General features: G+C 74.4%; 24 protein-coding genes. 13 read left to right on the top strand and 11 right to left on the bottom strand.

Translation table 11 applies throughout. From position 1 onward, the window contains the following. Positions 1-245: 245 nt before the first annotated feature. Positions 246-776, top strand: a complete 531-nt coding sequence (locus tag ACZ462_RS05300) for a hypothetical protein (RefSeq protein WP_467802776.1) — start codon at positions 246-248, stop codon at positions 774-776. A 176-nt stretch (positions 777-952) separates the two neighbouring features. Here ACZ462_RS05300 and ACZ462_RS05295 read toward each other — a convergent pair whose 3' ends face one another. The 3 genes from ACZ462_RS05295 to ACZ462_RS05285 all read right to left on the bottom strand — a co-directional run bounded on the left by ACZ462_RS05295 (position 953) and on the right by ACZ462_RS05285 (position 2,802). Next, positions 953-1,546 (bottom strand): hypothetical protein, encoded by a 594-nt coding sequence (locus ACZ462_RS05295; RefSeq protein WP_467802777.1) that lies wholly within the window; start codon positions 1,544-1,546, stop codon positions 953-955. Between the two features lie 181 nt (positions 1,547-1,727). Further along, positions 1,728-2,498, bottom strand: a complete 771-nt coding sequence (locus ACZ462_RS05290) for a bestrophin-like domain (protein WP_467802778.1) — start codon at positions 2,496-2,498, stop codon at positions 1,728-1,730. Between the two features lie 70 nt (positions 2,499-2,568). Continuing rightward, entirely contained in the window at positions 2,569-2,802 is a 234-nt protein-coding gene (locus tag ACZ462_RS05285; RefSeq protein WP_467802779.1) for a hypothetical protein, read from the bottom strand. Between the two features lie 814 nt (positions 2,803-3,616). Between ACZ462_RS05285 and ACZ462_RS05280 the strand changes: the two genes are divergently transcribed. Both ACZ462_RS05280 and ACZ462_RS05275 read left to right on the top strand, forming a co-directional pair. Then, positions 3,617-4,447 carry an SAM-dependent methyltransferase gene (locus ACZ462_RS05280; protein WP_467802896.1) on the top strand — a complete coding sequence of 277 codons (831 nt, stop codon included), beginning with the start codon at positions 3,617-3,619 and terminating at the stop codon, positions 4,445-4,447. Positions 4,448-4,500: 53 nt separating this feature from the next. After that, a complete protein-coding gene (locus tag ACZ462_RS05275) occupies positions 4,501-6,690 on the top strand; it encodes a putative bifunctional diguanylate cyclase/phosphodiesterase (RefSeq protein WP_467802897.1) in 2,190 nt (729 codons plus the stop codon). Between the two features lie 84 nt (positions 6,691-6,774). Here the strand turns inward: ACZ462_RS05275 and ACZ462_RS05270 are convergent, their stop codons facing one another. Beyond that, positions 6,775-7,866, bottom strand: coding sequence for an FAD-dependent monooxygenase (locus ACZ462_RS05270; protein ID WP_467802780.1), 1,092 nt, complete (start codon positions 7,864-7,866; stop codon positions 6,775-6,777). A gap of 106 nt (positions 7,867-7,972) precedes the next feature. Between ACZ462_RS05270 and ACZ462_RS05265 the strand changes: the two genes are divergently transcribed. Beyond that, positions 7,973-8,617, top strand: a complete 645-nt coding sequence (locus ACZ462_RS05265) for a TetR family transcriptional regulator (RefSeq protein ID WP_467802781.1) — start codon at positions 7,973-7,975, stop codon at positions 8,615-8,617. Positions 8,618-8,661: 44 nt separating this feature from the next. Here ACZ462_RS05265 and ACZ462_RS05260 read toward each other — a convergent pair whose 3' ends face one another. Beyond that, entirely contained in the window at positions 8,662-9,543 is an 882-nt protein-coding gene (locus ACZ462_RS05260) for a LysR family transcriptional regulator (protein WP_467802782.1), read from the bottom strand. A 92-nt stretch (positions 9,544-9,635) separates the two neighbouring features. On the opposite strand from ACZ462_RS05260, the gene ACZ462_RS05255 reads away from it, so the two are divergent. The 4 genes from ACZ462_RS05255 (at position 9,636) to ACZ462_RS05240 (ending at position 13,862) form a co-directional block, all read left to right on the top strand. Continuing rightward, positions 9,636-10,340, top strand: coding sequence for a succinate dehydrogenase (locus tag ACZ462_RS05255; protein ID WP_467802783.1), 705 nt, complete (start codon positions 9,636-9,638; stop codon positions 10,338-10,340). A 32-nt stretch (positions 10,341-10,372) separates the two neighbouring features. Further along, positions 10,373-12,325, top strand: coding sequence for a fumarate reductase/succinate dehydrogenase flavoprotein subunit (locus ACZ462_RS05250; RefSeq protein ID WP_467802899.1), 1,953 nt, complete (start codon positions 10,373-10,375; stop codon positions 12,323-12,325). Next, positions 12,322-13,077: a succinate dehydrogenase/fumarate reductase iron-sulfur subunit gene (locus tag ACZ462_RS05245; RefSeq protein ID WP_467802784.1), complete on the top strand. Its 756-nt coding sequence runs from the start codon at positions 12,322-12,324 to the stop codon at positions 13,075-13,077. The genes ACZ462_RS05250 and ACZ462_RS05245 overlap by 4 nt, the downstream gene beginning before the upstream one ends. A 134-nt stretch (positions 13,078-13,211) precedes the next feature. Next, positions 13,212-13,862, top strand: coding sequence for a hypothetical protein (locus ACZ462_RS05240; protein WP_467802785.1), 651 nt, complete (start codon positions 13,212-13,214; stop codon positions 13,860-13,862). 87 nt (positions 13,863-13,949) lie between these two features. Here ACZ462_RS05240 and ACZ462_RS05235 read toward each other — a convergent pair whose 3' ends face one another. After that, positions 13,950-16,355, bottom strand: a complete 2,406-nt coding sequence (locus ACZ462_RS05235) for an excinuclease ABC subunit UvrA (protein ID WP_467802786.1) — start codon at positions 16,353-16,355, stop codon at positions 13,950-13,952. A 166-nt stretch (positions 16,356-16,521) separates the two neighbouring features. On the opposite strand from ACZ462_RS05235, the gene ACZ462_RS05230 reads away from it, so the two are divergent. Further along, positions 16,522-17,016, top strand: coding sequence for a phosphatase domain-containing protein (locus tag ACZ462_RS05230; RefSeq protein WP_467802788.1), 495 nt, complete (start codon positions 16,522-16,524; stop codon positions 17,014-17,016). 83 nt (positions 17,017-17,099) lie between these two features. Here ACZ462_RS05230 and ACZ462_RS05225 read toward each other — a convergent pair whose 3' ends face one another. Then, the gene (locus tag ACZ462_RS05225) at positions 17,100-17,315 is read right to left on the bottom strand and encodes a dodecin (RefSeq protein WP_467802789.1); all 216 of its coding nucleotides are present in this window, start codon (positions 17,313-17,315) and stop codon (positions 17,100-17,102) included. 164 nt (positions 17,316-17,479) lie between these two features. Here ACZ462_RS05225 and ACZ462_RS05220 point away from each other — a divergent pair, with 164 nt between their 5' ends. The 3 genes from ACZ462_RS05220 to ACZ462_RS05210 all read left to right on the top strand — a co-directional run bounded on the left by ACZ462_RS05220 (position 17,480) and on the right by ACZ462_RS05210 (position 20,482). Then, on the top strand, positions 17,480-18,742 hold the full coding sequence (locus ACZ462_RS05220; protein ID WP_467802790.1) for an extracellular solute-binding protein: 1,263 nt from the start codon (positions 17,480-17,482) through the stop codon (positions 18,740-18,742). Between the two features lie 133 nt (positions 18,743-18,875). Beyond that, positions 18,876-19,685, top strand: a complete 810-nt coding sequence (locus tag ACZ462_RS05215; protein ID WP_467802791.1) for a GNAT family N-acetyltransferase — start codon at positions 18,876-18,878, stop codon at positions 19,683-19,685. Continuing rightward, the gene (locus ACZ462_RS05210) at positions 19,682-20,482 is read left to right on the top strand and encodes a lysophospholipid acyltransferase family protein (protein ID WP_467802792.1); all 801 of its coding nucleotides are present in this window, start codon (positions 19,682-19,684) and stop codon (positions 20,480-20,482) included. The genes ACZ462_RS05215 and ACZ462_RS05210 overlap by 4 nt, the downstream gene beginning before the upstream one ends. On the opposite strand, the gene egtD is transcribed toward ACZ462_RS05210, so the two are convergent. Genes egtD through egtA form a run of 4 tightly spaced genes read right to left on the bottom strand, consistent with a single transcriptional unit; the run spans position 20,479 to position 24,879 of the window. Beyond that, positions 20,479-21,450 (bottom strand): L-histidine N(alpha)-methyltransferase, encoded by a 972-nt coding sequence (gene egtD / locus ACZ462_RS05205; protein WP_467802793.1) that lies wholly within the window; start codon positions 21,448-21,450, stop codon positions 20,479-20,481. The genes ACZ462_RS05210 and egtD overlap by 4 nt on opposite strands. Continuing rightward, positions 21,447-22,205: an ergothioneine biosynthesis protein EgtC gene (egtC, locus tag ACZ462_RS05200; protein ID WP_467802794.1), complete on the bottom strand. Its 759-nt coding sequence runs from the start codon at positions 22,203-22,205 to the stop codon at positions 21,447-21,449. Before egtC ends, egtD begins: the two co-directional genes overlap by 4 nt. Then, positions 22,205-23,527 (bottom strand): ergothioneine biosynthesis protein EgtB, encoded by a 1,323-nt coding sequence (egtB, locus tag ACZ462_RS05195; RefSeq protein WP_467802796.1) that lies wholly within the window; start codon positions 23,525-23,527, stop codon positions 22,205-22,207. Before egtB ends, egtC begins: the two co-directional genes overlap by 1 nt. Next, positions 23,524-24,879, bottom strand: a complete 1,356-nt coding sequence (egtA, locus tag ACZ462_RS05190; RefSeq protein WP_467802797.1) for an ergothioneine biosynthesis glutamate--cysteine ligase EgtA — start codon at positions 24,877-24,879, stop codon at positions 23,524-23,526. Before egtA ends, egtB begins: the two co-directional genes overlap by 4 nt. Before the next feature lie 131 nt (positions 24,880-25,010). On the opposite strand from egtA, the gene ACZ462_RS05185 reads away from it, so the two are divergent. After that, on the top strand, positions 25,011-25,865 hold the full coding sequence (locus ACZ462_RS05185) for a TIGR02452 family protein (protein WP_467802798.1): 855 nt from the start codon (positions 25,011-25,013) through the stop codon (positions 25,863-25,865). Positions 25,866-26,015 lie beyond the last annotated feature (150 nt).

Raw genomic sequence — 26,015 nt, 5'->3', positions numbered from 1 at the left:
CGGGCGAACGGGTGGCGGGCCGGACGGGTTGCACCCGTCCGGGTATTCATCACACAAACTGCTGACGGGTCGTGACCTGCGGTTCCGTCAGATGACACGCAGGGCCGGCGGTGTGTCGCTCAACCGTGCAGACCAAAGCCGGACATGCGCCGCTTGCGGGCCGGCCCGAGGGTTCGTGATGGGAGGCGTTCTCGTCGATCATCCCGGGCGACCGCTCCGGGGCGCTTTCCGCTGGAGGTTCCACCATGCGTGTTCTGCGCGCTCTCACCGTGACCGCGGCGGCGTGCGTCGCCGTCGGTCTCAGTATTCCGGTCGCCTCGGCGAACCCGGCGGCGGGGCCGCCGGAGAGCGGGGGCCAGGGCGGCAACGGCGGCCGCGGCCCCAGCAACGTCTCCGTCACCCCGTACTCGGTGCACCAGGGTGCCACGATGCAGGTCAGCGCCGCCGGCTGCGGCCACGGCGGAACCGTTTCCTCGCCCGGCAACTTCTCGCCGGCGAACCTGTCGGCCGGGTCCGTCGGGTTCGCGACGGTACGGATCTTCAACCACGCCTCGCCCGGGACGCACACGCTGTCGGTCAAGTGCAACGACAGCAACCTGATCGCCACCCACCGCTTCCAGATCCTCGACGGCCGCGGCGCCCAGGGCGGTCTCGGCGGCTCCTTCGGCCCCTCCGCCGCCGAGACCGCCGTCGGCGCGGGTCTCGTCGGCGCGGCGGCCCTCGGCGCGGGCGTCCACGTCCTGCGGCGCCGCCGCCCGCACCGCAACCGGGCCTGACGACCGGCCGACCTCCCCGGTCCCCGCCCGGAACACACGCCGGCCGCCCCGCATCCCGTCCGGGATCCGGGGCGACCGGCTGTCGGCGCCGGCCGCCCGGCGGACGGGCGATGCGGTGCTGTTTGTTGTGCGCGTACGCGCAGGCGGTGCGGGGGTGTTGGCGCAGGGGCGCCGCGTCAGTGGCGGGAGGAGCCGCGGCGCCGCAGCGCGACGGCGGTGCCGGCCGCGGCGGCCAGGAAGAGGGCCGCGCCCGCCCCGAGTTCCAGGGCGTCCATCCCGGCGACGCTGCCGCCGAGTCCGCCCCGCACGCCACGCGCCGCCGCGGTCTCCGCGGGCGCCGTGGCGGTTGCGGTGCGCGGCGCGGTCGGCCGCTCGGCGGAGGTGGAACTGGTCGTCGGGGTGCCGGTGCCGCCGGCGATGGTGAGGTCCGCGGAACCGTTCTCGCCGTTGCAGGTGAACGTCACCGAGTAGACGGCTCCGCGGCGTGCGTCGCGGTCCACGGTCACGCGCGCGGTGCTGCCCCGGGCGATGCTCACGGTGTCGAAAACCCCGGAGGAGGCGGTCGCGAAGGCGGCGTCGCAGCCGGTGACCGAGAGCACTGTCTGGCCGCCGGGGGCGACCGTGGACGGGGTGACGGCGAAGCCGAAAGAGGTGATGGGCTGTGCCTCGGCCGCGATCGCGGCGGGCGCACCGAAGACGCCGACCGCAAGGACGGCGCCCGCGGCGCCGGCGCCGAGCAGGGCAGTGGCGGAGCTGCGTATCGCACCCATGGATGGTTCTCCGGATCCCGGGAAGCAGCCGCGGAACGGTTTCCGCCGGCGGTGGGGGATGCTCCCCGATGCCCGCCACGCTAGGCGCGGGCCCGCCGCCCCGCGATCAGGAGCGGGCGAATGGGGCACACTGCTGGGCCGAACCGGGGACGGCGGGCCCCTCCCCGGTTTGGCGCGGGGCTCAGCCGCCCAGGTCCAGGTGCGGGAACTGCGCAAGGAACGGCTCGGCGGTCGCGGAGATGCCCCGCCCGAACGGGGCGTCGAAGTCCCAGATCAGGAACAGCAGGAACGCGATCAGCGCACTGAACAGGCCCGCCAGCAGCAGCTCCCGGAAGGAGCGGCGGATCTGCAGCATGAAGATCATCCCGACGGTGACGAGCGCCCCGACGATCAGCCCGAACCACACGACCCCGGGCATGGTGGCCCCGGCGCTGAGCCCCCGGGCGCTGCGGGCGTCGTCGACCAGCGCCACCTGGTCCACCAGCGGCTGGTACGCCTGGCCCTCGTGGTCGGTCTGCGGCTCGTAGTCGGTGACGTCCCGGCGGATCCGCTCCAGCAGCTCCCCGCTGCGGTCGGTGACCGAGCCGTGGTCGGCCATCTGCCGCCACTCGGTGTCCACCACGTACGTCACGTACGCGTCGACACCGGCCCGGATCCGGTCGCGGACCCCGGGCGGGTAGACCTGGGAGCGGACGCTGATCTCGTGCAGGGCCTGGGCCTCCTGGCGCACGTACTCCTGGGCCGCTCCCCTGCCCTCCCAGACGCCCGCGATCGCGAGGCCGAGCACGATCGCGTAGATCACGCCGATCATCATCGTCATGTACTCGATGACGTCGGGGGTTTCGCTGGGATCGTCGTCCTCGCCGATCCGCCGGTGCCGGAAGAAGGCGGTGGCGAGGACGACGGCGCAGGCCGCGGCCATCGCGAGGGTCAGGACGAGCCATTCCGACAAGGGGACTCCCAATCGTGGCGCGGGCGGGCGGTATGCGGGCGGGCGGCGGCGGCCGGGGTGGCGGAGGCGGTCAGCGCGGGCGCAGCGCGACGATCGCGAGCACCGCGGGCGCCGCGGTCATCAGGGTGAAGGTCACCGGCGAGATGTGGTGTCCGACGGGTTTCGCGCTCGCGGCCCGGTACGCGGGCCTCGGTACGGGTTTCTTCGCCGGCGGGGTCGGCGGTGGCGGCGGGAGGACTGCGGGCGCGGCCTGGGCCCGCGAGGGCGCGGGCTTCGGCGGGGCCGGCTCGGGCACCTCGGGCACGGGTACGGGCTTCGGCGGCGCCGGCCTCGGCGGGGGCGGTGGAGTGGGCCGGGGCGCGGGCGGCGGGGTCGGCTTCGGGACCGGCGGAGTGGGCTTGGGCGGCGGTGGGGGAGTCGGGGTCGGCTTCGGCGTCGGGGTGGGCGTCGGCTTCGGCGGGCACGGCGGGGGAGGCGGCGGGCAGTGGTGGCCGCGGCCGTGCCCGTGGCAGCGGTGGCCCTTTCCCCGCCCCTTGCCGTGGCCGTGCCCGCGGCCCTTGCCGCCGCCTCGGTCCCCCGCGCGGTCCTCGGCATCCGAGGGGCCGGCGCCGTGATGTGCGCCACCTCCGGCCGCTCTTGCGGCGCCGCTGCCGGCGACGGCGGTCAGCCTGGTGCCGCCCCCGGCGCCGCCGTCGCCGACCGTCGCGTAGGCGCAGCTATCGGCCACGGCGGGCGTGGCGGACAAGGCCGCCCACAGCAGGGCCGGGAGCACGATCAAACGCCGGGTACGGGCTCTGTTCACCCGGGCAGCATGGGCTCGCGCGTGCCCGCGTACGCGGGGCACGGCCTTGGTTCGCCTGAACGGGTGCAGTTCGGAACATAGAGGTTTGAGCCATGAACCGAACCGATGCGATCACCTCTCGGGCGATTCCCAAAAGGGACGTGTCGGTTTCCGCCATCGGTGGCGCGCGGGGCCGCAGAGGTCTTTGGTGTGTGATGAAGAACGGATCACCAATTTCCGCTTTTGCTCGCTCCCTTGGGCGATGATCAGTACATTCGGCTCGGACAGGTGTCCGACCTCCCGGACGACCGCCACGGACTACGGCTTGGAGACCGAGATGGAGCGCCCCACCTGGGCCCCGCCAGGTATCGACATATCGGTGCCGAGCGTGTCCCGCATCTACGATTACTACCTGGGCGGCTCCCACAATTTCGAGGTGGACCGGCAGGCCGCCCGCCGGGCCATGGAATTCATGCCGGGCCTGCCGAAGATCATGCAGGCGAACCGGGCGTTCATGCGCCGCGCCGTCCGCTACGCCGCCGCCCAGGGCGTGACCCAGTTCCTCGACATCGGCTCCGGCATCCCCACCTTCGGCAACGTCCACGAGGTCGCCCGGGCCGCCAACCCCGACGCGCGCGTCGTCTACGTCGACCACGACCCGGTGGCGGTCGCGCACAGCCGCGCCGTCCTGGAGGGCGACCCGCAGACCGGCGTCGTCTCCGCCGACCTGCGCAAGCCGCGGGAGATCCTCGCCGCCCCCGAGGTCGAGCGGCTCCTGGACTTCGACCGCCCGGTGGCCCTGCTGCTCGTCGCGGTCCTGCACTTCCTGGAGGACGCCGACGACCCGTACGGGGCCGTCGCCGAACTCCGCGACGCCCTGCCGCCGGGGAGCCTCCTCGTCCTCACGCACGCCTCGTACGAGGGCATGCCGCTGTCCGAGGAGGTCGCCAGCGGCACGGTCGGCGTCTACCGGGAGATCCGCAACCCGCTGGTCATGCGCACGCGCGAGGAGGTCGCCCGCTTCTTCGACGGCTTCGAACTGGTCGACCCCGGCGTCGTGTCGATGCCGAACTGGCAGCCCGGCGGCCTCGCGGACCCGCAGGACGGAGACATGCCGGAGGACCCGTACGCGTTCTCCGGCTTCGGCGGAGTGGGACGCAAGGCGTGAGATCGACGGCCGCGGTGCCCTCCGGCACACCGACCCCGAAGGACGCGGAGCCCCTGCAGGGCGGCCCCTCCCGCGTCCCGCACCCGTGCCCGCAGCCCGCCCCGCACAGCGGCCTGGACGACCGGATCGCGCGTTTCGCGACGATCTGGGGGCGCGCCATCTTCCCGTTCACGGCGACCTCCCTGACGCGCCCGGAGTTCGAGCAGCACCTGGTGCCGCTGACCCGCACGCTCGCCGAGGCCCTGCGCGCCAGGCCGTTCGACGCGGCCGCCGCCCACCAGGTCGGGGCCGAACTCGTCGCCGTGCACTGCACCGACCCGGAGGCGCTGGCCGGCACGCTCGGCGTCGTCGAGTCCTACCTCGTCCTGTACTGCGGGCCCGACGGCGTAGGGGCGGAGGCCGCCGAGGAGTACCGGTCCCGCTGCGCCCGCCTCCAGCACCAGATCGCCGCCGGCTTCGCCCGCGCCCTGCGGGAGCGCACCCTGCGGGAGCAGGAGGCGATCGCCCGCTCCGCGCTGACCGCCCGCATCGACGCCCAGCAGGCCCTGCACGCCAGCGAGGAGCGGTTCCGCGCGGTCTTCGAGGGCGCGGCGATCGGCATCGGCATCGCCGACCTCGAAGGCAACGTGCTGGAGGTCAACGACGCCCTGCTCCAGATGTTCGGCGGGATGGGCGGCCACGTCCGCGGCCGCAACGTCAGCGAGTGGGGCCACCCCGACGACGCCCCGCAGGTCTGGCGGATGTACGGCGAACTCGTCCGCGGCGAGCGGGAGAGCTACCGCGTCGAGAAGCCGTACTACCGGCACGACGGCACCGTGCTGTGGACCAACCTGACGGTGTCGCTGCTGCGCGACGCCGAGGGCCGGCCCCAGTACCAGCTGGCGCTGATGGAGGACACCACCGAGCGGCGCCTGCTGAACCTGCGGCTGCGCTACGAGGCCACGCACGACGCCCTGACGGGCCTGCCCAACCGGACGCTGTTCTTCGAACGCCTGGAAAAGGCCCTCAGCGGCGGCGGCACCAGATTCGGCCTGTGCTACCTCGACCTGGACGGGTTCAAGGCGGTCAACGACAGCCTCGGCCACTCGGCGGGGGACCGGCTGCTCGTGGAGGTCGCGGACCGCCTCGAAAGCTGCGCGACGGGCCCCGGCGAGGTCGTCGCCCGGCTCGGCGGCGACGAGTTCGTGGCACTGACGACCGGCCCCGACACCCAGGAGAAGGTGACGGAACTCGCCGTCCGCATCCTGTCGGCCCTGTCGGCCCCGATTCGGATCGAGGGCCGGGAGCTGTCCGTCCGCGGCAGCATCGGCATCGTGGAGGGCCCGGCGGGGGAGCGCACCCCGGCGGAGGTGCTGCGCAGCGCGGACATCACCATGTACCGGGCGAAGGCGGCCGGCGGCAGCCGCTTCGAGTTCGCCGACGCGGAGGCCGACGCCCGCGCGATCACCCGCCACGGCCTGACGAACGCCCTCCCCGCGGCCCTGGAGCGCGGCGAGTTCTTCATCGAGTACCAGCCGCTCGTCCACATGCACGACGGCACGGTCCGCGGCGCGGAGGCCCTCGTCCGCTGGGAGCACCCCCAGTACGGGGTCCTCGGCCCGGACCGCTTCATCCCGCTGGCCGAGCGCACCGGCCTGATCGTCCCGCTGGGCCGGTGGGTGCTGGAGGAGTCCGTCCGCCAGGCCCGCACCTGGCAGCGCGAGCACGGCGGCTCGCCGCTGCGGGTCAACGTCAACCTGTCGCCGACCCAGCTCCACCACCCCGGCCTGGTCGCCGACACGGTCGCGGTCCTGGAGAACGCCGGCCTCACCCCGGGCGCACTGTGCCTGGAGGTCACCGAGTCGGCCCTCATCGGCGCGGACGACGACCTGCTGGAACCGCTGCGCCGCCTCGCCGACCTCGGCGTGGACATCGCGCTCGACGACTTCGGCACGGGCTACTCGAACCTCGCGAACCTGCGGCGCCTCCCCGTCAGTGTGCTGAAGCTGGACCGCTCCTTCACCAAGGGGATGCAGCAGCAGCCCGCCAACCCGGTCGACGTCAAGATAGTCGAGGGCATCGTGTCCCTGGCCCACAGCCTCGAACTCGCCGTCACCGTCGAGGGCGTGGAGACCGGCGCCCAGGCGGCCCAGCTCCGCGCACTCGGCTGCGACACCGCCCAGGGCTGGTACTACGCCCGCCCCGGCGCCCCGGACCGCATCCACGCCCTGACCCTCGCCGACGCCGTCCCCTCCCCGGGCTGACCTCCCTCCATTTTCCGGACTGACCGCCCCCGGCAACCGGCCGCGGGCCCGGCCGGTTGCCGGGAGCGGTGGGCGGCCGGGGTGTCAGTCCATGCCCGCCTCCGTGCCGCGGCCCGGGGTGCGCACCGCTGCGACGACGCGCTCGTACCGCTGCGTGGTGTCGGCCACGACCGCTGCCGCCGCGGGAAGGCGCTCCGACTCGTAGGCGCCGAGCACCTCCTGCGCGGCCGGCCCCGCCAGGGCGGCGGCGAGGGTTCGGGCGAGGGCGGCGGCGTCCTGGATGCCGGTGTTCATGCCGAGCCCGCCCGCTATCGGGTGCACATGCGCCGCGTCCCCCGCGAGAAACGCCCGGCCTCGGCGCATCCGGGCCGCCACGCGTGAGTTGACCCGCCATGACGACAGCCAGGTGGGGTCGGCCAGGCGTATGCCGGGGACCCGCGCATACCGGTCGAAGAGCCGCTGGAAGCTCTCCAGGGACGGCGGCAGCACCCGGCCCGCCTCGTCCCTCTCGGGTGCCGCCTGCAGTTGGAAGGAGTCCGTCCCCGGCATGGGGCACAGCAGGATGCCGCCGCCCTCCGCTGTGAACCACTGGTGCCAGAACTCCCTGCTGAGGCCGGGCGCCCGCACGTCGCCGAGGACCATCGCCTCCTCCTCGGCGGTGCTCCCCTCCAGCGGGATCCCGAGGAGCCGCCGCGTGGTGCTGCGGCCCCCGTCGCAGCCGGCGAGGTAGGCCGCGCGCACGGCCGTGCCGTCGGACAGTTCGGCGCGGACCCCCGCAGCGTCCTGGTCGACCGACGCGAGGGCGGAGCCGTGCTCGACGCGCACGCCCAGCTCCGCGAGCCGCTCGCGCAGCGCCTCCTCCACCTGCCACTGCCCCACGAGGATCCCGGCGCCGGAGGGGGTGTCGCTGACGTGCTCGCCGTCGAAGTACTTGCGCAGCACGATCCCGCTCCGCCCGACGGCCCTGATGCGGTCGCCCGCGCCGAGTCGGTCAAGGACCTCCAGGGCCTCCGGGCGGAGGCCCTTGCCGCGCGATTCGCGGTGGGGCTCCGTGCGCCGCTCCAGGACCCGCACCGCGACGCCCCGGCGGGCGAGGCCGCAGGCGAGGGTGAGGCCGGTCGGGCCGGAGCCGACCACCAGGACATCCGGCGCAGGGGTCGGGGCGTTCGTCGTCATGGCTTGTCCTTCCTTCGTCGTCGTCTCAAGGAAAGCGGCCGTCGCGCGAAAAAGCAACCCGGTTACAAAAATTACCCGGTCACTCAATTGGTGCTATGCTCGCCCCATGGCGAACACGACCGGTCTGCGCGAGAACAAGAAGCTGCGCACGCGCCGCCACCTGGCGGCCACGGCGCTGGAACTCTTCCTGGAGCGGGGCTTCGAGGAGGTGTCGGTGGCCGACGTCGCGGCGGCGGCCGAGGTCTCCAAGCCGACTCTGTTCCGGTACTTCCCGAGCAAGGAGGACCTGGTCCTCGACCGGTTCGCCGACCACCAGGACGAGGCGGCCCGCGTCGTGCGCGACAGACCCGCCGGGCAGACGCCGGTGGCGGCGGTGCGCGGGCACTTCCTGGCCGCCCTCGCCGCAGGCGACCCGATCACCGGCCTGTGCGACCATCCGGAAGTCGTCGCCTTCCAGCGGCTGCTGTACACCACGGCCAGCCTGGAGGCGCGCCTGGGCCACTACACCTCGCGCGAGGTCGAGCTGCTGGCCGCCGTGCTGGAGGGGGAGTCCGTCGCACCACTGGCCGCCCGACTGGCCGCGACGCACCTGGTGGCCGTCCGGCACGAACTCGGCCGGGAGAACTGGCGGCGGATATCCGCGGGCCTGAGCGCGGCCGAGGTGCAGCCGGCGGCCGTGGCCGACGCGGAGCAGGCCTTCGCCATGCTGGCCGACGGACTGGACGCCGCCCTGCCCGTCCGCCGCCCCTGACCACGGGCGCCCACCGCCGCGGCCGTCGCCACGGCGCCCGGCCCTCAGCGCAGCAGCAGGATGCGCTTCAGCTCGCGCGCCGCCCTGGGCGGCGCGACATCCGTCCGGTGCGCCAAGGCGATCGTGCGGCGCAGCGGCGCGCCCTCCAGGGGGGTGCTGCGCAGCCCCGGCGCCGCGTTGCCGGCGACCATCGCCGGGACGACGGCCACCCCGAGCCCCGCGCGCACGAAGCCGAGCACCGCGTCCATCTCCCCGCCCTCCACCGTGAAGACCGGCTCGAACCCCTCAGCCCGGCAGGCGGCCACTGTGAGGTCCCGCAGGTCGTAGCCGTGCCGGAACATCACCATCGGCTCGCGCCGCAGCGCCGACACCGTCAGCGGCCCGCCCCCGCCGGGCGGCGGCAGCCGCTCCGACGACACCACCACCAGGTCCTCGGTCAGCAGCTCCACGGTGTCCAGCGCGGGCGCCGAAGGGGGCAGCGGCAGCGCGATCAGCGCCAGGTCCAGCGCTCCGCGCGCCAACTCCCGTACCAGATCCAGCGACCCGCTCTCCTCGATCAGCAGCTCGATCCCCGGATGCGCGGAGTGGAAGGCGCGCAGCACCTCCGGGAGCAGGCCCGTGCACACGCTCGGGGTCGCCCCCAGCCGCACCCGCCCCCGCCGCAGCTGTGCCAGCTCCTGCACCTCCAGCCGCGCCGTCTCCGCGTCGGCGAGGATCCGCCGTGCCAGCGGAAGCAGCGCCTCGCCGGCGTCCGTCAGCGCGATGTTGCCCCGCGCCCGGCTGAAGAGCTCCGCACCCAGCTCCCGCTCCAGCGCCCTGATCTGCTGCGACAGCGACGGCTGCGCGACGTGCACCCGCTCGGCGGCGCGCGTGAAGTGCCGAGCCTCGGCCACCGCCACGAAGTACAGGAGCTGCTGGAACTGCATCACCCCAGGCTACCCGCCATAGGCAGCACCTATCGAGAGCAGCGCCATCATGTCTTGGACCTCTCGGGGTCCGTCTCCTTACCGTCGAGGGCATGGCTCTGGCAACGCGGACGGACCGACGGCCGTCCACCACGCGCACGCTCTGGGACTCCACCGTCGGCAAGAAGGCCGTGATGGCGGTGTCCGGGCTGATCATGCTCGGCTACCTGGTCGTCCACATGATGGGCAACCTCAAGATCTTCTTCGGCGCGCAGGAGTTCAACGCGTACGGGCACTGGCTGCGCCACATCGGCGAACCCTTCCTGCACAGCCACTGGGCCCTCTGGGCCGTCCGCGTGGTCCTCCTCGCCGCCGTCGCCGCGCACGCCGTGTCGGCGTACCAGCTCAGCCGCCGCGACATCAAGGCCCGCCCCGTCGCCTACGCCCACAAACGCCGCCGCGCCGGCTACGCGACCCGCACCATGCGCTGGGGCGGCGTCATCCTCGGCCTGTTCGTCGTCTGGCACATCCTCGACCTCACCACCCTCACCGTCAACGAACGCGCCTGGGCCGGCCACCCCTACGAGAACGTCCTCGCCACCTTCTCCACCTGGTACGGCAACACCCTGTACATCACCGCCATGGCAGCCCTCGGCCTGCACATCCGGCACGGCTTCCGCAGCGCCGCCCAGACCCTCGGCGCCGGCAGCGCCCGCCGCGACCGCACGCTCAAGACCCTCGCCAACGCCCTCGCCCTCCTCCTCTTCGCCGGCTTCGTCTCCGTCCCCGTCGGCGTCATGACCGGAGTGGTGAAGTGACCGCGCACGCAACCGACCCCGGAACCGCCACCATGAGCGACACCTACGCGCACTACACCACCGGCGAGCCCCTCGCCGACACCAGGGCCCCTGCCGGCCCCATCGCCGAACGGTGGGACCGCCGCCGCTTCGAGGCCCGCCTGGTCAACCCCGCCAACCGCCGCAAGCAGACCGTCATCGTCGTCGGCACCGGCCTCGCAGGCGCCGCCGCGGGCGCCACCCTCGCCGAACAGGGCTACCGCGTCATCCAGTTCTGCTACTCCGACTCCCCGCGCCGCGCCCACTCCATCGCCGCCCAGGGCGGCATCAACGCCGCGAAGAACTACCGCAACGACGGCGACTCCGTCCACCGCCTCTTCTACGACACCGTCAAGGGCGGCGACTTCCGCGCCCGCGAGTCGAACGTCCACCGCCTCGCCCAGATCTCCGTCGAGATCATCGACCAGTGCGTCGCGCAGGGCGTCCCCTTCGCCCGCGAGTACGGCGGACTCCTCGACACCCGATCCTTCGGCGGCGTCCAGGTCTCCCGCACCTTCTACGCCCGCGGCCAGACCGGCCAGCAGCTCCTCCTCGGCGCCTACCAGGCCCTCTCCCGGCAGATCGCCGGCGGCGGCGTCGACATGCACGCCCGCACCGAGATGCTCGACCTCGTCGTCGCCGACGGCAGGGCCCGCGGCATCGTCGCCCGCGACCTCGTCACCGGGGAGACCACCACCCACTTCGCGGACGCCGTCGTCCTCGCGACCGGCGGCTACGGCAACGTCTTCTACCTCTCCACCAACGCCATGAACTCCAACGCGACCGCCGTCTGGCGGGCGCACCGGCGCGGCGCGTACTTCGCCAACCCCTGCTTCACCCAGATCCACCCCACCTGCATCCCGCGCACCGGCGACCACCAGTCCAAGCTCACCCTGATGAGCGAGTCCCTCCGCAACGACGGGCGCATCTGGGTCCCCAAGGCCGAGGGCGACACCCGCCCGCCCGCCCGGATCCCCGAAGCGGAACGCGACTACTACCTGGAGCGGATCTACCCGTCCTTCGGCAACCTCGTCCCGCGCGACATCGCCTCCCGCGCCGCCAAGAACGTCTGCGACGAGGGACGCGGCGTCGGCCCCGGCGGCCAGGGCGTCTACCTCGACTTCGCCGACGCCATCCGCCGCATGGGCCGCGACAAGGTCGCCGAGAAGTACGGCAACCTCTTCGAGATGTACGAGCGGATCACCGCCGAGGACCCGTACGAGGTCCCCATGCGGATCTACCCCGCCGTGCACTACACGATGGGCGGACTGTGGGTCGACTACGACCTCCAGACCACTGTCCCCGGCCTGTTCGCGATCGGCGAGGCCAACTTCTCCGACCACGGCGCCAACCGGCTCGGCGCCTCCGCCCTCATGCAGGGCCTCGCCGACGGCTACTTCGTCCTCCCCGCCACCCTCGGCGACTACCTCGCCCGCCACCCCGCCCAGGAGCCCGTCGACGACACCCACCCCGACGCCGCAGCCGCCCTGCGCGAAACCCGCGACCGCCTCGACCGGCTCCTGCACACCGACGGCGACCGCACCCCCGACTCCTTCCACCGCGAGATCGGCGAACTCATGTGGGAGCACTGCGGGATGGCCCGCAGCGACGCCGGCCTGCGCACGGCCCTCGCCCGCATCCCGCGGATCCGCGACGAGTTCTGGCGGCGCGTCAAGGTCCCCGGCAGCGGTGCCCAGCTCAACCAGACGCTGGAGAAGGCCAACCGGATCGTCGACTACCTGGAACTGGCCGAGCTCATGTGCCTCGACGCCCTGCACCGCACCGAGTCCTGCGGCGGCCACTTCCGCGAGGAGTCCCAGACCCGCGACGGCGAGGCGGCCCGCCGCGACGAGGAGTTCTCCTACGCCGCCGCCTGGCAGTTCCGCGGCACCGGCAAGCCGCCCGTCCTCCACAGGGAGGACCTCGTCTTCGAGTACGTCCACCCCACCCAGCGGAGCTACGCATGAAGCTCAACCTGCGCGTCTGGCGCCAGCAGAGCCCCGACGCCCCCGGCGCCATGGTCACCTACGAGGTCGACGGCATCTCCCGCGACATGTCCTTCCTCGAAATGCTCGACACCCTCAACGAGGACCTGATCCTGCGCGGTGAGGAACCCGTCGCCTTCGACCACGACTGCCGCGAAGGCATCTGCGGCGCGTGCAGCCTCGTCGTCAACGGCGAAGCGCACGGCCCCGAGCGCACCACCGCCTGCCAGCTCCACATGCGCTCCTTCCGCGACGGCGACACCGTCGACGTCGAACCCTGGCGCGCGGCCGCGTTCCCCGTCGTCAAGGACCTCGTCGTGGACCGCAGCGCCTTCGACCGGATCATCCAGGCCGGGGGCTACATCACCGCACCCACCGGCTCCGCCCCCGAGGCGCACGCCACCGCCGTGCCCAAGCCCGACGCCGACCGCGCCTTCGAACACGCCGAGTGCATCGGATGCGGCGCCTGCGTCGCCGCCTGCCCCAACGGCTCGGCCATGCTCTTCACCTCCGCCAAGGTCAACCACCTCGGCGCGCTGCCGCAGGGCTCACCCGAACGGGAGACCCGGGTCCTCGACATGGTCGCCGCGATGGACGCCGAGGGCTTCGGCGGCTGCACCCTGGCCGGCGAATGCGCGACCGCCTGCCCGAAGGGCATCCCGCTGCCGTCGATCGCCGCCATGAACCGCGAATGGCTCCGCGCCCTCCGCAAGGGCGGCGCCGCCCGCCACTGACCCCCGCCCGCACCGTCCCGCACCGGCCGCCGGTCAGCCGGTCGGCCCATCCGCTCGGCCGACCGGGCGCTCGTACCGGGTACGCGACGTGCCGCGCCCGGCGGCACCCGGCCGCGTCGGCGACAGTGGACCGCATGCCAGAAGCCCCCGCCGGGAACGGACCGCGACGCCGCACCGTGCTGGCCGCCGCCCTCGCGCCGCTCGCCGCGGCCGGCTGCTCCTCCGGGAAGCCCGCCCCGCCCCCGGCGCACGGGCCCGCGGGCGCCCCGCGCGACGCCATGGTCATGCTGATCCGGCATGCCGAGAAGCCCTACCCCGGAGACACCGGCGAGGACGCGGACGGCAACGAGGACCCCGGCTTCCTCGCCGCCCGGGGCCTGCGCAGGGCCGAGGAGCTCCCCGGGCTGTTCGCCCCCGGCCGCGGCTCGTCCCTGCTGCCCCGCCCCGCCACCCTGTTCGCCGCCGGCGGCGCCGGCGCGCCCGCCCGCTGCCGGCTGACCGTCGAACCGCTGGCCGCGGCCCTGCACCTCCCGGTGCACACCCGGTTCGCCGTCGGCGCCGAAGCGACCCTCGCCCGCGCCGTCCTCACCGCACCGCAGCCCGTCCTCGTCTGCTGGGAGCACCACGGCGTCCCCCGCCTCGTCCGCGCCCTCGGCGCCGACCGGCTGCCGGGCGTGCCCGCCGCCTGGCCGGACCGCCACGACCTGGTGTGGGCGTTCACCCGCCGGAGCGGCCGCTGGGCGTTCCGCGAGGTGCCGCAGCACCTGCTGCCCGGCGACGCCTGACCCGCCCGCCACCGGCCGGCCCGCCGACCACACCACCCCGCACGCAAGCACGCACGTACGCATGCCCGCGCACCCGCCGCCCCCGGCTCAGTCCAGCCCCAGCGCCCTCGCCAGATGCCCCGCTGTCCGCCCGAGCCCGCTCCGCGCGACCTGCTCCGGCGTCCCCGCCGCGACGATCCGGCCCCCGTCCGCGCCGCCGCCCGGCCCCAGGTCCACCACCCAGTCCGCGCCCGCCACCACATCCATGTCGTGCTCCACGACCACCACCGTGTGCCCGGCGTCCACCAGCCCGTGCAACTGCCGCACCAGCACCTCCACGTCCGCGGGGTGCAGCCCCGTCGTCGGCTCGTCCAGCACGTACAGCGTGTGCTCGCGCCGCAGCCGCTGGAGCTCCGCCGCCAGCTTGATCCGCTGCGCCTCGCCGCCCGACAGCTCCGTGGCCGGCTGCCCCAGCCGCAGGTAGCCCAGCCCGATCTCCTCCAGCGCGCGCAGGCTGCGGGCCGCCGCCGGGACGTCCGCGAAGAACTCCGCGGCCGCCTCCACCGTCAGCGCCAGCACCTCCGCGATGTGCAGGCCCCCGTGGCGGACCTCCAGCGTCTCGGCGTTGTACCGTGCCCCCGCGCACTCCGGGCAGGGGGCGTACGTACTGGGCAGGAACAGCAGCTCCACGGAGACGAAGCCCTCGCCCTGGCAGGTCTCGCACCGGCCGCCCGGCACGTTGAAGGAGAACCGGCCGGCCTTCCAGCCGCGGGCCCGCGCCTCGCCGGACGCCGCGAACAGCCGGCGCACCACGTCGAACAGCCCCGTGTACGTCGCCAGGTTGGACCGCGGCGTCCGCCCGATCGGCTTCTGGTCCACCTCCACCAGCCGCCGCACCGGGAACGCCGGATCGGCGGCGAGCCGCTCGCCGGCCTCCCGCGCCAGCACCTGCCCCACCAGCGTCGACTTCCCCGACCCCGACACCCCCGTGACGGCCGTGAACACGCCGAGCGGGAACTCCGCGTCGACGCCCCGCAGGTTGTGCCGCCGCGCCCCGGACACCCGTACGGACCCGGCCGCCGCCCGCACCGCCCGCCGCGCCCCCGGCGCCCGCTCGGCGAACAGGTGCCGCGCCGTCGCCGACCGCGGCACGCCGGCCAGCTCCCCCGGCGGGCCGCTGTGCAGCACCCGTCCTCCGTGCTCGCCCGCGAGCGGGCCCACGTCCACCACCCAGTCCGCATGGCGCACCACGTCCAGGTGGTGCTCCACCACGAACACCGTGTTCCCGGCCGCCTTCAGCCGGTCCAGCACCCCCAGCAGCGCCTCCGTGTCGGCCGGGTGCAGGCCGGCCGACGGCTCGTCCAGCACGTACACCACCCCGAACAGCCCCGACCGCAGCTGCGTCGCCAGCCGCAGCCGCTGGAGCTCGCCCGCCGACAGCGTCGGCGCCGTCCGGTCCAGGCTCAGATAGCCAAGGCCCAGCTCCACGACCGGTGCGATCCGGGCCCGCAGGTCGGCCGCGAGCACCCGCGCAGCCTCCCCGTCCGGCGGCGTCCGCGCCAGCAGCCGGTCCAGTCCGGTCAGCGGCAGCGCCGCCAGCTCCGCGACGGTGTGCCCGGCGTACCTGACGGCGAGCGCCTCCGGCCGCAGCCGCCGCCCCGCGCACGCCGGGCACGGGGAGTCGGTGAGGAACTTCTCCGCGCGCGCCCGCAGGGTGGCGCTGCGGCTCTCCGCGAACGTCTTCATCACCCACCGGTGGGCGCTCGTGTACGTCCCCCGGTACGGGCGCTGGATCCGCTCCGGGTCGCGCACGGGGTGCACGGTGACGACCGGCTGCTCCTCGGTGAAGAGGATCCACTGGCGGTCCGCCGCGGGCAGCTTCCGCCACGGCGTGTCCACGTCGTGTCCGAGCGCCTCCAGGATGTCCCGCAGGTTCTTGCCCTGCCAGGCCCCGGGCCAGGCGGCGATGGCGCCCTCGCGGATGGACAGGCCGGGGTCGGGAACGAGCAGCTCCTCGGTGGTGCCGTGGATGCTGCCCAGCCCCTGGCACGAAGGGCAGGCCCCGGCCGCGGTGTTGGGGGAGAAGGCGTCGGAGTCGAGCCGCTCGGCGCCCTCGGGGTAGCTGCCGGCGCGGGAGAACAGCATGCGCAGGGAGTTGGACAGGAGGGTCACGGTGCCCACGGAGGAGCGGGAGCCGGGCGTGGAGCGCCGCTGCTCCAGCGACACTGCGGGCGGCAGACCGGTGACCGAGTCCACCTCGGGCGCGCCGACCTGGTGGATCAGGCGCCGGGCGTACGGGGCGACCGACTCGAAGTAGCGGCGCTGCGCCTCGGCGTAGAGCGTGCCGAAGGCGAGGGAGCTCTTCCCGGATCCGGAGACGCCGGTGAAGACGGTCAGGGCGTCACGGGGGATGTCCACGTCGACGCCGCGCAGGTTGTGCTCGCGGGCCCCGCGGACGCGTACGAACGGGTCGGGGGCGGACGCCGGCGCCGGGCTCTCGTCGGGCTGGTGCATTCGCCCCACTTTACGGGCGCCCGCCGGTCAGGAGCCGCCCGGCCCGGCCCGCCCCCGCCGGCCGCGCCCCCCGCCCGGCCGCCCCGTCCCGCCGCCGGCGTCGCGGGGCCGCCCGCCACGAGCGGCGGTCCCGGCGCCGTCAATTGCCCCGCCTAGGCTGGCCCGTATGAGTGAGCGCACGAACCGGCGGCCGCTGGCCGTCTTCGACATCGACAACACCCTGGCCGACACCGGCCACCGCCAGCACTTCCTGGAGCGCCGCCCGCGGGACTGGGACGGGTTCTTCGGTGCGGCGCCGGCGGATCCGCCGCTCGCGCGCGGGGTGGCGCTGGCGGTCGAGCGTGCCGCCGACAGCGAGATCGTGTACCTGACCGGCCGCCCGGAGCGGTGCCGGGCCGACACGGAGGAGTGGCTGGAGCGGCACGGGCTGCCGCAGGGGCGGGTGTGGATGCGCGGTGACCGGGACCGGCGGCCGGCGCGGCTGACCAAGCTGGAGATCCTGCGCCGCCTTGCGCGGAGCCGCGAGGTGCGGGTGCTGGTCGACGACGACGAACTGGTGTACCAGGCCGCGCGCGCCGAGGGGTTCCCGGTGCTGCTGGCGAACTGGGCGGCGGAGGCGCCGGAGCTCAGGGACGCCCAGGAGGGCGAGGGCCGCACCTGACGGCGACGGGACGGCGGGCGCGCCGGGCCCCGGGCGTGTGCCCGCGGGGCCCGGGCGTGTGCCCGCGGGGCCCGGCGCGTGCGTCATTCCTCCTCGTCGAGCCGGAAGCCGACCTTCAGTCCCACCTGGTAGTGCGCGATCTCGCCGTTCTCGATGTGTCCGCGCATCTGCGTCACCTCGAACCAGTCCAGGTGGCGCAGCGTCTGGTTCGCTCGGGCGATCCCGTTGCGGATGGCCTGATCGATGCCCTCGGTGGACGTGCCGACGATTTCGGTCACCCGGTACGTGTGGTTGGACATGGCGGTCTCCCGACGGTGGGGGCTTCGTCGCTTTCCACGGTGCCCCAGTACGTCCCTCGGCGCGAACTTTGCCGGATCAATTCCGCCACGAAGACCCTTGACCGGCCCATTGGTCTATGCCAATTTCAAGCCATCTCGGAACTTCCCGCAGAAGGTGACCCCTCGTGAAGATGCGCTTCCTCGCCGTGTGCGCCGCCGTCGCGGCCGTGGCCGCCCTGACCGGATGCAGCGGGGCAGGCGGCGCGTCCGGGGGATCGGACAAGGTGACGCTCTGGCTCATGAAGGGCAGCGCCTCCGACGAGTTCATCGCCCGCTTCACCGCCGCCTTCGAGCAGGAGCACCCGGGCGTCGACCTGGATGTCCGGATCCAGGAGTGGACCGGCATCGGGGAGAAGGTCGACGGCGTCCTCTCCGGCCGCGGCGGCGAGAGCGCCGACCTCATCGAGGTCGGCAACACCCAGGTCGCCCGCTACATCGAGACCGGCGGCGTCTCCGAGCTCACCCTCGAAGGCATGCGCAAGTGGGGCAACCAGGACTGGCTCGAAGGCCTCGCCGACCCGAGCAGCATCGGCGGCGCCCAGTACGGCGTCCCCTGGTACGCCGCCAACCGCGTGGTGATCTACCACAAGGACCTCTTCGCGGACGCCGGCATCAAGGCCCCGCCCCGCAACCGCCAGGAGTGGATCCAGGCCACCCGGAAGCTCGACAAGGGCGAGCAGCAGGGCATCTACCTCCCCGGGCAGAACTGGTACGTCCTCTCCGGCTTCGTCTGGGACGAGGGCGGCGACCTCGCCGTCCAGAACAACGGCACCTGGGAGGGGACCCTCCACGACGAGAAGGCCCTCGCCGGAATGGAGTTCTACAAGCAGCTCCAGGCCCTCGGCGACGGCCCCAAGGGCGCCGACGAGGAGACGCCCCCGCAGGCCGACGTGTTCGCCCGCGGCAAGGTCGCCCAGATCATCGGGCCGCCCAGCCAGGCCGCCGCCATCGAGGCCGCGAACCCCGCCCTCAAGGGAAAGCTCGGCTTCTTCCCCGTCCCCGGCAAGACCTCCGACAAGCCCGGCGCCGTCTTCACCGGCGGATCCGTCCTGATCATCCCGGAGCGGACCCGGCAGCGCGACCACGCCGTCGACGTCATCACCGCCCTGGTCAGCGAGAAGTGGCAGACCGAACTCGCCCGCACCATGGGCTACGTGCCCAACAAGACCACCCTCGCCCACGTCGTCGCCGACAACGAGGGCGCCGCCGGCATGGCCGCCGGCGCCGCCCACGGCCGCGCCACCCCCAAGTCCGCCCGCTGGGCCGAAGTCGAGGCCAGGAACCCCATCAAGCCGTACATGACGGCCGTCCTCACCGGCCAGGACCCCCGCAAGGCCGCCCGCACCGCCTCCGAGTCCATCACCACCGTACTGAACTCCGCCCGCTGAGCCGCCGAGTTCAAAGTCCGCACACCCGGCGGCCGCGAAGCGGTCACGCCGAATCCAGCCGGTCACGGAAGAAGTAGAGGAGCCGGGCCGCCACGCCTGCGGCCCGCGCTCCGTGCCCGGACCTGGAGCCGCCATGACCATCGCCCCGCTGTCCCCGAGCGCCGCCCCCGCCGCCCCCGCCTCCGTCCCCGAGCCCGCCGGCGCCCGCGGCGCCGCCCCCCGCTACGCGGTACGCCTCGCCCGCGACGAGGACGAGGTGCGCGCGGCCCAGCGGCTGCGGCACGACGTCTTCGCCGGAGAACTCGGAGCCCGCCTCGACGGACCCGAGCCCAACATCGACGCCGACGCCTTCGACGCCTACTGCGACCACCTCCTGGTCGTGGAGGAGGAGACCGGGCAGATCATCGCCACCTACCGGCTGCTTCCCCCCGAACGCGCCGCCGTCGCCGGACGCCTCTACTCCGAGACCGAGTTCGACCTCTCGGCCCTCGCCCCCATCCGACCCGGCCTCGTCGAGGCCGGCCGCTCCTGCGTCCACCCCGACCACCGCAACGGCGCCGCCATCGGCATGCTCTGGGCCGGGCTCGCCCGCTACATGGACCGCTGCGGCCACAACTGGATCGCCGGCTGCTGCTCCATCCCGCTCTCCGACGGCGGTGTCCTCGCCGCCGCCACGCACCGGAACGTCCTGCCCGGCAGCCTCGCCCCCGCCGAGTACCGCGTCACCCCCCACCGCCCCTGGAACCCCTCCGGCACCCCGTTCCCCGCCCGCACCCCGCTCCCGCCCCTGCTGCGCGGCTACCTGCGCCTGGGCGCCTGGGTCTGCGGAGAGCCCGCCCTCGACGCAGAGTTCGGCTGCGCCGACCTGTACGTCCTGCTCTCCCTGCGGCGCACCGACCCCCGCTACCTCCGGCACTTCCTCTCACTCGCCCCGTCCGCATGAGCGCCTGGCTGCCCGCCTCGCCCTGCACACCCTCGGCCTGCGCCGGCCACGCCGGGCCCACCGCGGGGATCGCACGCGCCGTCCTGCGGATCGCCACCGCCCTCGTCCTGCTCCTCGTCGCGGCCGGCGCCGCCCCGCCGGTCCGGCTGCTGCCCCGCGGGCCCCGCCATGCCCTCGTCCGCGCCTGGTCGACCGCCTTCCTGCGCGCCTTCGGCCTGCGCGTCCGCGTCCACGGCAGCCCCGGCCCCGACGGCCCCCGCCTCATCACCCCCAACCACGTCTCCTGGCTCGACATCCCCCTCGTGGCCGCGGTCCTGCCCGGCCGCATGCTCGCCAAGAGCGAGATCCGCGGCTGGCCCGTGTTCGGCCGGCTCGCCGCCGACGCCGGAACCCTCTTCATCGAACGCGACCGGCTGCGCGCGCTCCCCGCCACCGTCGACGCAGTCGCCCGCGCCCTCCGGGCCGGCGACCGCGTCACCGTCTTCCCCGAGGGCAGCACCTGGTGCGGGCGCGCCGGAGGCACCTTCCGCAGGGCCGCCTTCCAAGCCGCCCTCGACGCCCGCGTCCCCGTACAGCCCGTCCGCCTCGCCTACCTGCTCCCCGACGGCACCACCGCCGGGGCCTGCGCCTTCGTCGGCGACGACCCGCTCGCCGCCTCCCTGTGGCGGACGGCCCGCGCGCGCGGGATCACCGCCGAGATCCGGCTGCTGCCGCGGATCCCGCCGGGCCGGCACACCGGCCGGCGGGACCTCGCGGCCGCGGCTCAGGGCCCCGTACGGGCCTCCAGCACCGGCTAGCCGACCGCCACCGACAGCGACAGCGCGAACCGGCCCCCGGAGTCCGTCCACCAGCGGGCCGGCTCCAGCCCGGCGGCCGCCAGCTCCCGCCGCACGCCCTCCCGGCGGAACTTCGCCGACACCTCCGTCAGGATCTCCTCACCCGCCGCGAACGGCACCAGCATGTCCAGCGCCCGGATCTTCACCACCAGCTCCGACCGGGCCCGCAGCCGCATCTCGATCCACTCCTCCTCCCGGTTCCACACCGCGACGTGCTCGAAGTCGCCGAGCGGGAAGTCCGCGTCCAGCTCCCGGTTGACCACCGCGAGGACGTTCCGGTTGAACTCGGCCGTCACGCCCTGCGCGTCGTCGTACGCCGCCACCAGCACGTCCTCGTCCTTGACGAGGTCCGTCCCCATCAGCAGCGCGTCCCCGGGCTCCAGCCCCGCCCGCACGGACGCCAGGAACCGCGCCCGCTCCGCCGGCAGCAGATTGCCGATCGTCCCCCCGAGGAAGACCACCAGCCGCGGACCGGGCGACTCCGGAAGCCGCAGCGGCTTCGTGAAGTCCGCCACCAGCGCGTGCACCCGCAGCCCCGGATGCTCCTCCAGCAGCGCCCGGGCCGCCCCCTCCAGGGCGCTCCCGCTCACGTCCACCGGTACGTACATCTCGAGCGCGGGCATCGCCTCGATCAGGTGCCGGGTCTTCTCCGAGGACCCCGAACCCAGCTCCACCAGGGTCCGGGCCCCGCTCGCGTCCGCGATCTCCGCCGCCCGCTCCCGCAGGATCTCCCGCTCCGCGCGCGTCGGGTAGTACTCGGGCAGCCGGGTGATCTCCTCGAACAGCGCACTGCCGCGCGCGTCGTAGAACCACTTGGGCGGCAGCGCCTTCGGCGACTGCGCGAGCCCGTGCAGCACGTCAGCGCGCAGCGCCGCGTCCGCGGCGTGCTCGTCGAGGGTCCGGGTCAACTGGAAGTCACTACTGCTCACTGGACGGTCTCCTTGAGCGGGGTCAGTGCGACCCCCGTGCGGTGGGCGGTCAACAGGGTCCGGTCGGGCACCTCGCACCAGCGGGTGTCGTCGTCGTACGGCTCCGACGCCACCACCACGCGGCCCGCGGACGGATCGGCCAGATACCACAGCGAATCCCCCCAGGCGGTCGCGGCGATCGACGTGCCGTCCGTCAGCAGCAGGTTCAGCCGGGATCCGGGCGCGGCCTCCGCCACCTCCCGCACCGGCTCCGCCAGCGCCGTCGCCAGGTCGTCGCCCTGCCGCAGCCGGTGCAGCACGAGCGCCCACACCAGCGCGGAATCGGTGGCCGCGGGCAGCGACAGCAGCTCCGGCGGCGGTAGTTCGGCCGCGAGCGCCGCGACCGACAGCGGCCAGCCCCGCACCGCGCCGTTGTGGCTGAACAGCCACGGGCCCGCCGTGAAAGGCGCGGCCGCCGCCTCCCCCTCCGCCCCCGCCAGCGTCGCGTCCCGTACGGCTGCCAGAGCGGCCTCCGCCCGGACGACCCTTGCCAGGTCGGTGAAGGTCAGGTCCCCCCAGATCGGGCTGGCCCGCCGGTACCGGGCCGGCACCGGGTCGCCCTCCGCGTACCAGCCGACGCCGAACCCGTCGGCGTTGACCGTCCCGTGCCGCTGCCGGCGCGGCCGCCACGACTGCACCACCAGCGAATGCTCCGGATCGGCGAACACCCGGCCGAGGGCCGTCCGCGGCCCCAGATAAGCAATATGACGGCACATCAGGCATCCCTCGCCGTCCGGAACCCGGAGAAGATCTGCCGGCGCACCGGCAGGTCCCAGTTGCGGAAGGTGCCCCGGCAGGCGACCGGGTCCACCGCGAACGAACCGCCCCGCAGCACCTTGTGCTCCGGGCCGAAGAACACCTCCGAGTACTCCCGGTACGGGAACGCCCGGAACCCCGGGTACGGCAGGAAGTCCGACGACGTCCACTCCCACACGTCCCCGATCAGCTGCCGCACCCCCAGCGGCGACGCCCCCGCCGGATAGCTGCCCGCCGGAGCGGGCCGCAGGTGCCGCTGCCCCAGGTTGGCGTGCGCCTCCGTCGGATCCCCGTCGCCCCACGGGTATCGCCTGGACCGGCCAGTCGCCGGATCGTGGCGGGCGGCCTTCTCCCACTCCGCCTCGGTCGGCAGGCGCCGCCCCGCCCAGCGCGCGTACGCGTCCGCCTCGTACCAGCTGACGTGCAGCACCGGCTCCGCGTCCGGCACCGGCTCCGTCACACCGAACCGGCGCCGCAGCCACTGGCCCGCCTCCCGGCGCCAGAACAGCGGCGCGCCGATGCCGTGCCGCCGGATCTGCTCCCAGCCCTCCGGCGCCCACCAGCGCTCGTCCCCGTAGCCGCCGTCCTCGATGAACGCCTGGTACGCCGCGTTCGTCACCGGCACCGTGTCGATCCAGAACGCAGCGGTCTCCCGGACGTGCGCCGGCCGCTCGTTGTCCAGCGACCACGGCTCCGCCGACGTGCCCATCGTGAACGGCCCGCCCGGAACCAGCACCTCCGCCGCAGGGGGCGGCGGGCCCGCCGGCGGATCCGGGTCAGGCGCCGCCAGCACCGCCTCCCCGCGCCGCAGCTGGTGCGTGATCAGCATCGTCTCGTCGTGCTGCTGCTCGTGCTGCGCGATCATCCCGAACACGTAGCCGCCGTCGAGGAGCGCCGACCCCTCGAGCGCCGTGCCCTCCAGCAGGTCGAAGACGCGCCCGCGCACCTCCGCCGCGTACCGGCGGGCCTCCGCCGGCCCCAGCAGCGGCAGCTTCGGCCGCTCCGCCCGCGGATGCTCGAACGCGTCGTACAGCGGGTCGATCTCCGGATGCATCGCCTCACGGCCGCCCACGTGGCGCAGCAGCCACAGCTCCTCCATGTTCCCGATGTGCGCCAGGTCCCACACCAGGGGCGACATCAGCGGGGAGTGCTGCGCGGTCAGGTCCCGGTCCGACACCGCGTCCGTCAGCGCGGCCGTACGCGCCCGCGCTGCCGCCAGGGCCTGCACCGCCCGCCCCCGCACCTCCTCCGACGGGCCGGGAGCGTACGACTCCGCCGTCATCGCGCCGCCCCCTTCCCGGCCGCGTCTGCCGCCGGGCCCGGCGGCCGGTCGTCCGCGGGACAGCGCCCGCGCCGCACGTACCGGTCGGCGAAGCATCCGACCGCGTCGACCACGTACGTGGCCGCACCGAGCCGCGGCAGCGCCTCGACCGCCGCCCGGAAGCACACCGCCGCCGCGGCCCGCAGCTCCGGATCGGCCGGCCCGAAACGGGCCGCGGACCGCCACAGCCGGTTGCGCGGCGCAGCCTCCGGCCCGTACCCGTCGGCCAGCCCCTTCGCCACCCGGTACGCCGTCTCCGCGGCCTCCGGATCGTCGAACAGGGCGTGCACCACCGCCACCGGCACCAGCCAGCCGTCGTCACCGGGCTGCGCGTCGATCATCCGCAGCTCCAGGTGCCCGCGCGGCCGCACCGGCGGGAACAGCGTCGTCAGGTGGTACTCCAGGTCCTCCGCGGTGGGCGGACGCAGCGTCGCGGCCGGACCGGCGGCGTCACCCCCGCCCTGCCCGGCCGCCGCACGCAGCCAGTCGCGGAACGTCACCCCGCGGGGCACCGCCCAGGCGCCGCGCCCGTCGCCGTGCGACCGTACGCACATCACCTCGGTGTCCAGGGCGTGCCGCGCCCACGCCGCCCGCGGCTCGGCGTCCAGTGCCGGGGCGAGCGACCGCCGGGCGTCCAGGTCGCCCCAGATCCCCTGCCGGGCGCACCGCCAGCCCGCGTACCGGCCGGAGGCCGCGGGCGAGTTGGCGAACGCGGCGACGAACACCGCGCCCAGCAGGTGCGCCATCCGCCAGCGCCGGCCGTGCCCGAAGGGGCCCGGCTCCTCGAACCCGGCGTCCACGCAGACCTGCACGGACGCTGACGCCCGCATCATGGCGCGCCCGCCGGGGCCGGAGCGGTCGAGGTAGCACTCCATGGCGTCGTAGCGGGGGCTCTCCACCAGGCGGGGCACCGCGCCCCGCGGATCGCAGCCCGCGCCCTGGAGGCCCAGCCCCATGGAGCCCAGCGCGGAGCGGACGGCGGCGAGGTCGGCCCGCAGGCCGTCGAGGCACTCGGTGAGCGACGCGGCCGGGGCGGAGCTGAGCTCCAACTGGCCGCCGGGCTCGATGCTGAAGCCGGACCGCAAGGGGAGGGCGCGCGCGGCATCGTGCGCGGCGATCAGCCGTTCGGGGGATACGAGCTCGCCGGGGAGCTCGGCGTCCACGACGAGCCATTCGAGTTCGGCGCCGAGGATGCGGGGCGGGCCGGTCTTGAAGCAGATGCCGCGGACGAGGTCCTCGGCGCCGGTTTCGGTGATGGGGGAGGGGGCGCCCGGGGGCCGGGCGGCAGACGGGTCGGTCGAGTCCTGGTGCATGGCCGATCTCCTGTCCTGGACCGTTGACTTGACCATGCCTACCCGTCCTTCACGGGATCGAAGGGCCGATTCGCGCCGCGTTGCCGTCAATTCGTTGGCCGGGGTGCCGACCCGCCGTCGATGATGGCGGCGTGAGCAGCAGATTGCGCGAGATCGCGCGGGAGAACGCGACCATCCTTGCGGCCGGCGGGTACCGGACACGGTCGGGGCGGCACGTCTCCCTGGCCGCCGCCCTGGAGGAGTCCAAGGCCGGAACCAGACTATATGGACCGAACCAGGTCATTCCAGACGAGCAACTTCCGGCCGGTCCCCATGACACCGCCATCGAGGTGACCGGGGAAAGCAGCACGGCGGCGGCCCGCAGACTCACCGCGCCGGGCGCCGGGGGTGGGGAGGTCGGGGCGGAGCCGCACGCCGTGGCGGTGCTCAACTTCGCCTCGGCCCGCAACCCGGGGGGCGGCTACCTGCGCGGGGCGAAGGCGCAGGAGGAGGCCCTCTGCCGGGCCTCCGCCCTCTACGAGACGCTGCTCCTGGCCCCCGAGTACTACGAGGTCCACCGCGCGGGCCGCAGCGCCTTCTACACCGACCGGGTGATCCACTCCCCGGGGGTGCCCGTTTTCCGCGACGACCGCGGCGAACTGCTCGACACCCCGTTCCGCGCCGGCTTCCTCACTTCGCCCGCACCCAACGCGGGCACCATCCGCCGCCAGGAACCGGAGCGCGCCGCGGAGATCCCGGCCGCCCTGGCACTGCGCGCGGAACGCGTCCTGGAGACGGCCGCCCTGCACCGCTACCCCCGGCTGGTGCTGGGGGCATGGGGGTGCGGGGTGTTCCGCAACGACCCGGCGGAGGTCGCGGAGGCCTTCCGCGCCCTGCTGGCGGGCCGTTTCGCGGGGGTGTTCGAACGCGTCGTGTTCGGGATCCTGGACCGCAACCCGCAGCCCCGGGAGGCGTTCGAGCGGGCGTTCGGCGCGCCGGGACGCTGAGGGCGGGCAGCGGCTCCGGCACACGTCGGCTGCGGGTCCGATCCGGCCAAGCGGCGTTCGAAGGGGGCGGTGGGTCTGGAAGGATGCCACCGCAATGTCACAGTCATCGAAGCCGCCCACGGCACTCACGGCACCCGCGGTACCGGCGCC

It is taken from the genome of Streptomyces sp. NPDC031121, assembly GCF_055570615.1.
This window is presented reverse-complemented; position numbering and strand designations above follow the sequence as displayed.